General features: G+C 73.4%; 10 protein-coding genes and 1 tRNA gene. 4 read left to right on the top strand and 7 right to left on the bottom strand.

The window, feature by feature from the left end; genetic code table 11:
* Positions 1 to 17: 17 nt before the first annotated feature.
* Complete coding sequence (gene ehuB, locus PSQ21_RS11020; RefSeq protein WP_274030297.1) at positions 18 to 920, bottom strand: ectoine/hydroxyectoine ABC transporter substrate-binding protein EhuB; 903 nt, start codon at positions 918 to 920, stop codon at positions 18 to 20.
* 224 nt (positions 921 to 1,144) lie between these two features.
* Between ehuB and PSQ21_RS11015 the strand changes: the two genes are divergently transcribed.
* Entirely contained in the window at positions 1,145 to 1,612 is a 468-nt protein-coding gene (locus PSQ21_RS11015) for a hypothetical protein (protein WP_274030296.1), read from the top strand.
* Here PSQ21_RS11015 and PSQ21_RS11010 read toward each other — a convergent pair.
* The gene (locus PSQ21_RS11010; protein ID WP_274030295.1) at positions 1,584 to 2,585 is read right to left on the bottom strand and encodes a D-2-hydroxyacid dehydrogenase; all 1,002 of its coding nucleotides are present in this window, start codon (positions 2,583 to 2,585) and stop codon (positions 1,584 to 1,586) included. The genes PSQ21_RS11015 and PSQ21_RS11010 overlap by 29 nt on opposite strands.
* Before the next feature lie 244 nt (positions 2,586 to 2,829).
* On the opposite strand from PSQ21_RS11010, the gene PSQ21_RS11005 reads away from it, so the two are divergent.
* Positions 2,830 to 3,594, top strand: coding sequence for a maleate cis-trans isomerase family protein (locus tag PSQ21_RS11005; RefSeq protein WP_274030294.1), 765 nt, complete (start codon positions 2,830 to 2,832; stop codon positions 3,592 to 3,594).
* Between the two features lie 71 nt (positions 3,595 to 3,665).
* Entirely contained in the window at positions 3,666 to 4,820 is a 1,155-nt protein-coding gene (locus PSQ21_RS11000) for an LLM class flavin-dependent oxidoreductase (protein ID WP_274030292.1), read from the top strand.
* 26 nt (positions 4,821 to 4,846) lie between these two features.
* On the opposite strand, the gene PSQ21_RS10995 is transcribed toward PSQ21_RS11000, so the two are convergent.
* Entirely contained in the window at positions 4,847 to 6,787 is a 1,941-nt protein-coding gene (locus PSQ21_RS10995; RefSeq protein ID WP_274030291.1) for a putative bifunctional diguanylate cyclase/phosphodiesterase, read from the bottom strand.
* Positions 6,788 to 7,173: 386 nt separating this feature from the next.
* Here PSQ21_RS10995 and PSQ21_RS10990 point away from each other — a divergent pair, with 386 nt between their 5' ends.
* Positions 7,174 to 8,415 carry a M6 family metalloprotease domain-containing protein gene (locus PSQ21_RS10990; protein ID WP_274035706.1) on the top strand — a complete coding sequence of 414 codons (1,242 nt, stop codon included), beginning with the start codon at positions 7,174 to 7,176 and terminating at the stop codon, positions 8,413 to 8,415.
* 91 nt (positions 8,416 to 8,506) lie between these two features.
* On the opposite strand, the gene PSQ21_RS10985 is transcribed toward PSQ21_RS10990, so the two are convergent.
* The 4 genes from PSQ21_RS10985 to PSQ21_RS10970 all read right to left on the bottom strand — a co-directional run bounded on the left by PSQ21_RS10985 (position 8,507) and on the right by PSQ21_RS10970 (position 11,498).
* Positions 8,507 to 8,580, bottom strand: a tRNA-Lys gene (locus tag PSQ21_RS10985).
* A complete protein-coding gene (locus PSQ21_RS10980; RefSeq protein WP_274030290.1) occupies positions 8,571 to 9,266 on the bottom strand; it encodes a bifunctional DNA primase/polymerase in 696 nt (231 codons plus the stop codon). The genes PSQ21_RS10985 and PSQ21_RS10980 overlap by 10 nt, the downstream gene beginning before the upstream one ends.
* A 425-nt stretch (positions 9,267 to 9,691) precedes the next feature.
* Positions 9,692 to 10,033 (bottom strand): hypothetical protein, encoded by a 342-nt coding sequence (locus PSQ21_RS10975; protein ID WP_274030289.1) that lies wholly within the window; start codon positions 10,031 to 10,033, stop codon positions 9,692 to 9,694.
* A 130-nt stretch (positions 10,034 to 10,163) separates the two neighbouring features.
* Positions 10,164 to 11,498 carry an AAA domain-containing protein gene (locus PSQ21_RS10970; RefSeq protein ID WP_274030288.1) on the bottom strand — a complete coding sequence of 445 codons (1,335 nt, stop codon included), beginning with the start codon at positions 11,496 to 11,498 and terminating at the stop codon, positions 10,164 to 10,166.
* Between the last annotated feature and the right edge of the window lie 50 nt (positions 11,499 to 11,548).

The raw sequence follows: 11,548 nt of genomic DNA, 5'->3' as shown, positions 1-11,548 counted from the left end.
CGCGCGTGTCCGCCCCGTCAGCCCTTGCACAGATCCGCGGTCTTCAGGTCGGCGGGCGGGATCTCCGTCTCCCCGAACCCGTACGGCTCCAGCAGCTGCACATAGCGGGAGCGGTCCGACACGATCTTCTTCAGCTCGCGGTTGAAGGAGTCCCGCAGGTCCTCGTTGCCCTTGCGGAACACCGCGCCGCCGGGGGAGAACTGCTCCTTGCCGTCCAGCTCCGGCACGAACGCCTCGGTGACCTCGGTGTCCGGGTTGGTCTTCGCCAGCCAGCGCAGCGAGATGCCGGTGAGCAGGAAGGCGTCGACGCGGCCGCCCTTGACGGCGTCGGCCCCGTCCTGCGGCTTCTGCAGCGTCTTGATCTTGTCCGCGGGGATGCCCGCGCCCTCGGCGTAACTGCCCTCGACCGCACCCGACATCACGCCCACGGTGATCCCCGCCGCCTTCGCGGAGGCCAGGTCGGTGATCTTCTTCGGGTTGCCCTTCTTCACCATCAGGGCGGTCGGCGAGATGAACTCCGGCTCGGAGAAGATCGCGTTGCCGCAGCGCTCCGGGGTGATGGCCATGCCCGCGCTGACCACGTCGTACTTCCCGGCCTGGAGTCCGGGGATCAGACCGTCCCACTCGGAGAGCGTCGGCTTCAGCTCGTCCACCCCGAGCGCCTTGAAGATCTCCCGGTGGAGCGTCGGGGCCTCACCCTTGAGTTCCTTGCCCTCCAGGTACCCGTACGGGGCCTCGTTGGCGTACGCCACCCGTACGAAGCCCTGCTTGCGGAGCTTGTCCAGGGCGCCCTCGCCGGTCGCGGAGCCGGAGTCGGTCTTGCTGCACGCGGTGAGGAGGCCGGGAACGACGAGGAGGCCGCCCACGGCCGCCGTTCCGTTGAGGAAACCCCGGCGGGACAGGTTCGGGAATTCAGCCATGGTTCGCAATCTCCTGGAGGTCGAACAGTCCGGACAGAGTGACCCCCTGCCCGATCCCGTACGTCTATGCAGGAAGCCGGAGTCATGTAACCCAACAGAGGCCGGAAGGTGACCTTCCCGTGCCCGGAGGGGAGCGGAGCGCCACCGGGGGAGTGCGGGGCGTGTTCCCCCGTCACGCGGGACCCATGACTCCGCATCGGCCACTTCTGTGATCAGGTGGCGCCATGGTTGCCATATGGACAAGCGTCGTAGCGGTCGGGGGCACGCTCCTGGGCGCAGTGGTCACGCATCTCTTCCAGCGCCTCGCGGCCTCGCGCGCCGAGCGGTTCGCGCGGTCGGAGGCGCTCCGGCAGGAGCGCACGGCCGCCTACGGGTCGTTCGCCGCGGCGGTGGAGGACTACCGCCACGGCCAGGCGGCCCGCTGGTACCGCATGAGGGAGGGGCGTACGGACGACGCCTTCATCGAGGCACGCGACGAGGCCCACCGCCTCCGCACAGCCACCCGGCACGTGCTCTACCGGGTCAAACTGCTCACCGACGACCGGGAAGTGGTCCTCGCCGCCGAACGGGCCTACCGGTGCGCACGGGATGTGTCGACCGCACAGGACCAGGCCGAGCACGACGCGTTGGACACCGGGGCGAGGCAGGCGATCGAGGAGTTCATCACCCGGGCCGCGCCGCTGACCCGTTGACACCCGGGCCCGGACTGCCGGGCAGGTCCGTGGACGGTACGTAACCGAGGGCCTTGTCGACCGTGTCCGGCAACGGGAGGCCACGCGACCACTGTTCGTACAGCGCCACGAAGCGCTCGCCCAGCCGGTCGCGCCAGCCCGCGGTGGTCCCGCCCAGGTGCGGTGTCAGGACGAGCTCCGGGGCGTCCCACAGCGGGCTCCCGGGGCCCGGCGTCTCCTCCTGGAAGGTGCTGAGCGCCGCCCCGGCGAGCCAGCGGCGGTTCAGCGCGTCCACCAGGTCGGCCTCGACCACCGTCGCCGCGCGCCCCGCGCCGATGAACCGTGCCGACGGCTGGAGCAGCCCGAAGAAGCGGGTGTCGAACATCCCGCGCGTCGACTCCGTGAGCGGGACCGCCGCGATCACCCAGTCCGCCCGCGCGGCCAACCGGTCCAGATCCGCCACCCCGTGGATCGTGCGCCGGGCCGTCCGCCCCACCAGCGCCACCGTGAGCCCCAGGCCGTGCAGCAGCCGCGTGATCTCCCGGCCGATCGGCCCCGCGCCCACGACCAGCGCCCGCGATCCGGCGACCCGCTGCCCCTCCCGGTCGTGCGGGCGCCGCTGTCCCCGGCACTCCAGGACGCCGGGGAGATCCGTGGCGAAGGCCAGCACCAGACCGGCCACACACTCCGCGACCGGCCGTTCGAAGACACCCCGCGCGTTGGTGACGACGGTGTCGGACGCGACCAGCTCCGGGCTGAGCAGCCGGTCCACGCCCACGCTCGCCGTGTGCACCCAGCGCGGCCTGGCCCCCGGTCCCGGCCAGGCCTTCCGCACCGCGTCGGACGCCAGGTCCCACACGAGCAGGACGTCGGCGGCCGGGAGCAGCCCGGCGAGCGAGGAGGCGTCCGCGCGCCGCACGTCCACCCGGCCGGTCAGCCGGCCGAGGCGCGGGGAGGGTGCGGCGTCGAGGACGAGCAGGACGGGATCCGGCATCGCTGGTCAGGCCTCCGCGACGGGGCGGGCGTACGGATGCGCCCACGCTCGCAGCCGGCCCTCCCTTCGTCAACGAGGCCCGGCCGCGCGCCCCGGCGCCCGCGCGGGGGAATACTGGGAACAAGTCGGGGCAAGAGTGACCGGTCGCGCGGTCACGGCCGCCGGAGCGTCCGGAGTGCCGCCGCGATCCCGTAGCGGGGTCGCCCGCCGTGCGGCGAGCCGTCGACGCACAGGAAGGGTGGACATGACGACCGTAGGACTTCTCTACCCGGGCCACGCCGCCGAGGACGACTTCCCACGCACCGAGATCCTGCTCGACACCGACATCCGGCTGCCGCTGTTCTCCACCGAGGCCGGGGAGGACGCCTACCGCGCCGACGCGCTGCGCGAGCAGGGCGCACCCGCCCGGATCGCCGAGGGCGTCGAGGAACTGCGCCTCGCCGGGGCCGAGGCCCTGCTGTGGGCCTCCAGCGGCGGCAGCTTCGGGCGGGGCTGGGACGGCGCCCACGAGCAGGCCGCCACGCTCGCCCGGGGCGCCGGCCTGCCCGCCTCCAGCACCTCGATCGGCTTCGTCCACGCGCTGCGGGAGCTGGGCGCGGGCCGGGTCGCCGTCGCCGCCCCCTACCCCGAGGACGTCACCGGCCTCTTCGTGGAGTTCCTGGCGTCGGCGGGCGTCGAGGTGGTGGCCGCGGCGTCCGGCGGGGCCGCCTCGTCGGCCGAGGCCGGGTCCTGGGCCCCGGAGCGGGTGAAGCGGCTGGCGCGGGAGGCCGACCACCCGGACGCCGAGGTGGTGCTGATCCCGGACACCTCCCTGCGCACCGCCGCGTACGTACCGGAGCTGGAGGAACTGCTCGGCAAGCCCGTCCTCACGGCGAACCAGGTCACGGTGTGGGAGGGGCTGCGCCTCACCGACCGCCGGACCTGGGCCCCCGCGCTGGGCACCCTGTTCGCCACCCGCGAGCCGGTGCTGAGGTCGTTGGAGCCGAAGGGCATCGAGATACGGGAATAAGCGGAGTCATCCTCCTGTTGTAGCCCTCCGATACACAGCCGTACGACAGCAGCACCGGGAGAGGCCGACACGTGGACGAGATCCGAGGCGACGAGACCCGCGGCGACGCGAGTGGCGACACGAGCGGCGGCACGGCCGGCCGTGACGGGATCCGGGGCGCCGCAGCCGGAACGACCGCCGTTCCGCTGTCCGTCCTGGACCTGGTCACCGTGGGGCAGGGCCGCACCGCGACCCAGGCCCTGCGCACCAGCGTGGACATCGCGAAGCTCACCGAGAGCCGCGGCTTCCACCGCTTCTGGGTCGCCGAGCACCACTCCATGCCCGGGGTCGCCTCGTCCTCCCCGGCCGTGATCCTGGCGCACATCGCCGCCCACACCGAGCGCATCCGGCTCGGCTCCGGCGGGGTGATGCTGCCCAACCACGCGCCGCTCGTGATCGCCGAGCAGTTCGGCACCCTGGAGGCGATGGCCCCGGGCCGGGTCGACCTCGGCCTCGGCCGGGCCCCCGGCACCGACGGCGCGACGGCGGCGGCCCTGCGGCGCAGCGACCGGCTCAACGAAGGAGCGGACGACTTCCCGCAGCAGCTGATGGAGCTGATCCGGTTCCTGGACGACGACTTCCCCGACGGACACCCCTACGCCCGTATCCACGCCGTGCCGGGACCGGTCCAGGCGACCACCCCCGGCGGCGTGCAGTCCGCGCACCGGCCGCCGGTCTGGCTGCTGGGCTCCTCCGGCTTCAGCGCGCGGCTGGCCGGGACGCTGGGGCTGCCGTTCGCCTTCGCGCACCACTTCTCGGCGCAGAACACCATCCCCGCGCTCGATCTGTACCGCGAGTCCTTCCGGCCCTCCGCCGTGCTGGACGCCCCGTACGCGCTGATCGGGGTCTCGGCGCTGGCCGCCGACGACGAGCGTGAGGCCCGCCGCCAGGTGCTGACCGGCGCCCTGTCCATGGTCCGGCTGCGGACCGGCCGTCCGGGGCTGATCCCGAGCCCCGAGGAGGCGGCGGCGTACGACTTCTCCCCGATGGAGCGGGAGTTCGTCGACGGCTGGCTCGCCAACGTGATCCACGGCACCGCCGACGAGGTCCGCGGCGGCCTCGACGACCTGGCCAAGCGCACCGGCGCCGACGAGCTGATGATCACCGCCAACGCGCACGGCGGCGAGGCGCGGCTGCGCAGCTACGACCTGATCGCGGACGCGTACGGCCTGCCCGCCGCCCCGTAGGACCGCCGGCCGTGGGCGGGTCCCGGTCAGCCCTCCAGCGGCCGGGACCCGATCAGCCCGGCGATCTGCTCCGGCGCCACGGCCCGTGAGTACAGCCAGCCCTGCCCGGTGTCGCAGCCGATCCGCCGCAGCCGCTCCGCCTGCCCGGCCGTCTCCACGCACTCCGCGGTGACGGTCAGGCCCAGGCGGTGCGCCAGCTGCACCATGGCCTCCACGATCGTTTCGTCGGCCGGGCTCGGATGCGTACCGTCCTCGTACCGGAAGCCCTTCACGAACGCCCCGTCCAGCTTCAGCACGGAGACGGGCAGCCGGCTGAGGTAGGCGAGGTTGCTGTAACCCGTCCCGAAGTCGTCGATGGCGATCCGTACACCCATGTCGCTCAGCGCCTGGAGGGCCCGCAGCGGACGGCCGCCCGAGCCCATCACCGCCGACTCGGTCAGCTCCAGCTGGAGCAGCCCGGGGGCGAGCTCCGTCTCCGCCAGGATCCGGTCCACGTCGGTGACCAGGTCGGAGTCCCAGACCTGCCGTACGGCGACGTTGACGCTGATGAACAGCGGCGGCTCGTCCGGGTGGTCCAGCTGCCAGCGCCGGGCCTGCCGGCACGCGGTGCGCAGCACCCACCGGCCGAGCTGGACGATCGAGCCGTCCTCCTCGGCGATCTGGACGAACCGATTCGGCGGCAGCACGCCGAACTGCGGATGGTTCCAGCGCACCAGCGCCTCGACGCCTCGCAGCACGCCGTCCGCCATCCCGACCAGCGGCTGGTACTCCAGGGTGAACTCGCCGCGCTCCACGGCGGGCCGGAGCGTGGAGGAGAGGGACTGCCGGGTCATGCGGTGGGCGTTGCGCTCGGGATCGAACAGGGTCCAGCGGGCCTTGCCGTCCGCCTTCGCCCAGTACAGCGTGGTGTCGGCGGCCTGCATCAGCCCGGTGGGCGAGGTGCCCGCCGCGGCCCGTTCGACCACCCCGATCGACGCGGAGACCGAAAGCCGCTGTCCCGCGAGGTCGAACGGCTGCTGGAGCGCGGCGAGGACCGAGCGGGCCAGCTCGGCGAGTTCCTCGGTGCCCGTCGAGTCCTCGACCAGGATCGCGAACTCGTCGCCGCCCAGGCGCGCCACCAGTCGGCTGCCGCCGGGATTGCGGGAGGCGTCGTTCTCGGCGCAGTCGGTGAGCCGCGCGGCGACGGCGGCCAGCAGACGGTCCCCGGTCCGGTGGCCCAGGGTGTCGTTGATCGCCTTGAAGCCGTCCAGGTCCAGATAGCAGAGCCCGATCCGGTCGTGCTGCCGCGGCGGCATCGAGTCGTCCTGGTACGGCGGGGTCTCCAGGACCGAGGCGAGGCGCTCGAAGAACAGCGTCCGGTTGGGCAGCCGGGTCACCGGGTCGTGCATCTGGAGGTGGCGCAGCCGCTCCTGGAGCTCCCGCCGGTCGCTGACGTCCGCGACCGTCAGCAGGACCCGGGCGGGCTCCGCCGCCGATGCGCCGGTCATCGGTACGACAGTGATCTCGGCCCACAGGGAGCGGCCGTCGAGGTGTTTGAGGCGGCGGGTGCAGCGGAACCGGGAGCGGCGGCCCAGCAGGACCTCGCGGTAGGCGTGCCAGGTGCGGTCGTCGGACGCGAGGTCGAGGAGCTCACTGGCTTGCTGTCCGGCGAGGACCGCCGCCGGGACCCCCAGCAGTCCGCCGAGCGCCCCGTTGGCCCGTACGACGTGGCCCCGGCCGTCGACGACGCCCATGGGGAGCGTGGCGGCGTTGAAGGCGGCCCGGCAGTCGCGCAGCTCGGAGACGGCGGGGCCGTCTCCGGTGGGGCCGCCTTCGGCGGGGAGCGGGGCCGTGGGCGGTGGGGCCGGGGTCCGCATGTCCGTGGGCGGTGGGGCCATCGCCGTCGTATGACGCTCCGTGACCGGCGCGGGGGGCGCGCCGGAGGCCGTGCCTGCCGGGGCGCTCGGCCCTTCGGAGGTTCCGCTCACCGCTCGCTCCCGCTGTGAAGGTCGTCGTGAACTGGTGGGGTCGGACTGGCCACCGGGTGGCGGTCCCGTGAACGGGCCCGTTCCACGCGGGAAAGCGTGGTGAAGCATAGAGGGTGCCGCGTCGGCCGTTCCAGCTCACCGTCAGGTCCGGGCCATCGCCCGGGCCCGTGAGGAGACGGGAGCAGACATTCCGCTTTGCCCGGTCCTGATCGTTTCTGTGCAGATCTGTTTCATCGGGTGGCTGGAATGACTGGCAGTGACGTTCCGTGAAGGTGTGGGTGGCGATTTTGACCGCTGACCCGTGTGGGGCAGCACAACAGGGCGTGGCGTGGTGAAGCGGCACAGGGTGGACGGGAAGGACCGTGTTTCCCCACCCGGAGGTCGATGTGCCGTGCCGTCGCGGACCCGGGGGAGCGGAACGGCCGCCCCTGCGCACTCTGGCCGCCGCCGCCACCTCCCTCCTGGCGCTCGCCGCCACGTCCCTCGTCGCGGGCCCCGCCGCGGCCGCCGCGGGGGACGCCGCTTCCTGCGCCCTGCCCCGGACGGCGGCGCACCACTCGCTCGGCCTGGACACCTGGAACACGGCCTACCCGCGCCCCGGCCGGGGACTCGACGCGGTCATGATCTTCCTGTCCTTCCCGGACTCCGCACCCACGCTCACCCCCGAGGCGCTCACCGCCGACCACTTCCCCGCCACGACCCGCTTCTTCGAGCGCGCCAGCTACGGCCGGTTCACCCTGCGTCCGCATCCGCGGCGGACCTGGACGCAGATGCCGCGCGACTCCACCTGGTACGGCATAGAGCGTGACTGGAACGCCGAGCGGCGCACCGCCTACCTGCGCGACGCCATCGACGCCGCCGACCCGGAGGTGGACTTCTCCCGGTACGACATCGTCTACCTGGTGGCCGACCCGGACGCCCCCGGCGTCGACTCCGACGCCACGAAGGTCGTCAACTTCGACCGGCCGCTGCGCGCCGACGGCAGCGACATCCGGCGTGTCGTCACGGTCTTCGAACAGCACCCGCCCGACCGCAATGTCCTGGCCCACGAGACCGGGCACGTCTTCGACCTCGCCGACCTGTACCACCGGCCCACCGACGGCAAGGGCGACTGGGACACCCACGTCGGCGACTGGGACGTCATGGGCAGCCAGTTCGGCCTCGCCCCGGACCTGTTCGGCTGGCACAAATGGAAGCTCGGCTGGCTCGGCGGAGGCCAGGTCGTCTGTGTCCGGGGGCCGACCGACCTCACCCTGGAACCGGTCGCCGCGGCCCCGGTGCCCGGCGGGTCGATCGGCACCCGGCTCGCGGTCGTCCGCACCGGCGCCGACAGCGCCCTGGCCATCGAGGCGCGCAGCGCCACCGGGAACGACCGGGACACCTGCGCCGAGGGCGTCCTGATCTACCGCGTCCGCGGCGGGACGGCCTCCGGCGGCGGGCCCATCGAGGTGGTCGACACCCACCCGGACACCGGGGCCTGCTGGGACCGCTCGGTCTACCCGCCGCTCGCCGACGCCCCGCTCGGGGTCGGGGAGACCTTCACCGTGGAGGCCGACGACACCCGCGTCGAGGTCGCCGACCGCACCCCGTCCGGTTCCTGGACCGTCCGGATCACCACCGGCGTCTGAACCGGAAGGCCACCGGCGTCTGAAACAGGCCGGCCGGAGGCCTCCGTACACGAAGAAGCCCCCCGCTTCCGCGAGGGGCTTCTTCCGTCTGTGCGCCGTCAGGGACTCGAACCCCGGACCCGCTGATTAAGAGTCAGCTGCTCTAACCAACTGAGCTAACGGCGCCTGCTGACGTCGTAGACATTAGCACCCTGATCCGCCCGAGGAAAAATCGAATGCACGGCACTCCGGGACGCATCGGACCGGCTCACCCGCACACACGCCCAGAGCAGCACATCAGGGCCCGGCAGCCACGGACTACGGGTGTCGGGGGCGACCACCCAGCGGGGCCCGCCGTCGGACGATCCGCAGGTCAGCGGCGGGACGGTCACGGCGTCGCCGGTGCCGTGACAGAGCAGGGGCGGCACCGTGCCGCGCTGCCCCCGGGACCCATCGGGGCCCTCGGAACCGCTGGATCCCCACTCCTCCCAGGCGAGCAGAGAGGGCAGCCGCTGGGCCGTTCCGGGGGCGGCGAACAGCAGCATCCGCCCCCGGTGCGTGGCGACGGGACCGGAACCGGGCCCCTCGGCCCAGAGCCGCTCCAGCATCCGCCGCCCGAACAGCGCCGGCACGTTCACGACGTCGAAAGCGGAACCGCAGGGGAGCACTCCGGGGGCCTGGGGCCGGTCCTCCCAGTGGGCGAGCGTGCTGCGCGGGTAGGGGGCGGCCCCTGCCAGCCAGGCGGCACCGGCCGCCGTGACCTGTGCGGCCTGGGGCCCGGACTGGTCCCGGAGCAGGGCGAAGATGTCGACGCCGTGGTGCGGGGCGGCACCGGCCTGCAGGGTCGTTTCGTCTTTCAGCCATGCGCTCATGGAGCAAGGTCTACCGGGAGTAACGGAAAGGAATCCGAGAGTTGCCGGAAACGGGGACAGGCCGGGAGAGGAAGGAGTATCTTGCCCGCCGGAATATGCCACGGGACCTGACCCCCGGCCTGGCGTAACGGCATCTGCCCCAGCCACCCCACGATCCCCAGCCGCCCCACCGGCCCCAATCGCCGCACGATCTCCAGTCGCCCCACCGGCCCCAGTCACCGCATGGTCCCCAGCCGCCCCACGGTCCCCAGCCGCCTCACCGGTCCCAGGGCCACCGGCCCCCGCCACTCCACGGCCCCAGGCCCCGGCCTCAGCCACTCCACGGCCCGGGCCCCCGGCCCCATGGGCTTCGTGCGGGCTTCGTGTGCTCCGCAGGCCCGCCCCGTCAGCCCCGTACGCCCGGTAGCTCCGCGAGCCCCACGGGGTCAGGCTCCGGGGGTGTCCAGCAGGGAGCGGCCGAACTCGATCATCTTCTTCGCGTAGTCCTCGGTCCACTCCGCGCGCTCCGCGACGTCCGCCGGGGTCAGCCGGTCGAACCGGCGCGGGTCGGCGAGCTGGGCCGCCGCCATCGCCTGGAACTCCACCGACCGGTCCGTCGCCGCCCGGAAGGCCTGCGTCAGTTCGGTCGCACGGGCCAGCAGCTCACGGGGGTCCTCCAGCGACTCCAGGTCGAAGAAGTGCTCCGGATCCGCCGTGGCCTGAGACGGCTCGAAGAGCAGCGGCGCGGGGCGCAGCCGCTGCCGTTCGTTCCGCTCGGACTGTGTCATGCGGTGTTCCTCCCTCGGACGACCTGATGACCGGAAGATCCGGACGGCCACCCTCCATTGTCCAACCCCGCGCAAGAGGGCCGGGGCGCGCGGCGGGGGCGCGGGGAAGCGCCCTCGGCGTGCCCCGGGCTCAGGGCCGCCACCGGACCCGGCGTTCCGAGAGGTGGGCCAGCACCGCGTGGTTCGCCTCCCAGCCGTCGGGGAACTTCACCGTGACGCCCAGCTGGACCGGCTCCGTGGACGGGTGCTCGTCCAGCAGGTCCGCCACCCCCTCCCGGCACACCACGACGCAGGCGTGCCGGTGCCGTGAGGCCAGCACGCACAGGCGGCCCGTCTCCAGGTGGAACGCTGTCGCGTCGGGCCGCCCCGACAACGGGTGCAGCACCACCGTGACGTCGAACTCGCGGCCCTGGAGCCGGTTCGCCGTGTCCACCGCGACCCCCGTGACGCCCAGCTCGGTGAGGGCCGCCCGCACCGCCGCCGCCTGGTCCCGGTGGGCCGTGCCGACCGCCACCCGGTCCGCCGTCACCGGCACCGGCTCCTCGGCCCGCTCGCTCGTCGCGACCCCGCCCCGGTCCAGCAGCCGCCGGACCACCAGCGCCACCGCCCGTACCGCCTCGGGATCGGTGCGTGGGGTGTGCCGGGCGGGCAGCTCCAGCAGCCCCCACCCGGACTCCGCCGCCTCGTCCAGCACCCGGTCGGGCCCCGAACCGTCCGACGCCACCCCGAAGGAGAGCTTCCGGTCCCCGTGGTCCGTACCGCTGCGGAACGGTGTGTACGGGTAGAACGCGTCCGACACCAGCGGGGCCGCCGACGCCGGGAGCCGCCACGACACCGGCAGCCGGTGCTGCGGCAGCTCCGGATTGTGCGCCAGAAGCGTGGAGACCGCGCTCGCGGACGGGTCGTAGCTCAGTCCCGCCCACTGGTCCGCGCCGACGATCGAGAACGGGTCCAGCTGGCCCGGGTCCCCGACGAACAGCGCCCGCTCGAACAGCCCGGCCACGGCGAGCAGCGCGTCCGAGCGCATCTGGTACGCCTCGTCGACGATCGCGTGCCCCCACGGCTCCACGTTCTTCACGTGCGCCCACTTGGCGGCCGTCGAGATCACCACGTCGAGCCCGGCCAGATCCGCCGCCTTCGCCGACTTCCTGACGTTGGCGAGCCCGTCCAGGACCTTGTCGTACGGGTCGGAGTCGCTGCTGTGGAGCCGGCCCACCGGCAGCTCCGGGTCCCTCTCCGCGAGCCGTACCACCAGGTCGTCGACCTGGGCGTTGGTCTGCGCGATCACCATCAGCGGATGCCCGGCGGCGGCCAGCTCCAGGGCCGCCCGGACCACCAGCGTCGACTTCCCGGCGCCGGGGGGCGAGTCCACGACGACGCCCCGGGCGCTGCCGCTCAGGGTGTCGTCGAGGATCGCGCCGGTCGCGCGCGCCGCCTCCGCGCCCGGGTCGAAGACGGTCCTCACAGCAGGTCCTCCGGGGTCACGGGGTCGGGTCGCTCCGCACCCGGGTCGAA

This window comes from Streptomyces sp. MMBL 11-1 (genome assembly GCF_028622875.1).
In the GTDB taxonomy this organism is placed as follows: Bacteria; Actinomycetota; Actinomycetes; order Streptomycetales; family Streptomycetaceae; genus Streptomyces.
This window is presented reverse-complemented; position numbering and strand designations above follow the sequence as displayed.

Bases quoted from the DNA above. Each gene is read 5' to 3' on its own strand.
- ehuB (WP_274030297.1), bottom strand. From the start codon at position 920: ATGGCTGAATTCCCGAACCTGTCCCGCCGGGGTTTCCTCAACGGAACG.
- PSQ21_RS11015 (WP_274030296.1), top strand. From the start codon at position 1,145: ATGGTTGCCATATGGACAAGCGTCGTAGCGGTCGGGGGCACGCTCCTG.
- PSQ21_RS11010 (WP_274030295.1), bottom strand. From the start codon at position 2,585: ATGCCGGATCCCGTCCTGCTCGTCCTCGACGCCGCACCCTCCCCGCGC.
- PSQ21_RS11005 (WP_274030294.1), top strand. From the start codon at position 2,830: ATGACGACCGTAGGACTTCTCTACCCGGGCCACGCCGCCGAGGACGAC.
- PSQ21_RS10980 (WP_274030290.1), bottom strand. From the start codon at position 9,266: ATGAGCGCATGGCTGAAAGACGAAACGACCCTGCAGGCCGGTGCCGCC.
- PSQ21_RS10975 (WP_274030289.1), bottom strand. From the start codon at position 10,033: ATGACACAGTCCGAGCGGAACGAACGGCAGCGGCTGCGCCCCGCGCCG.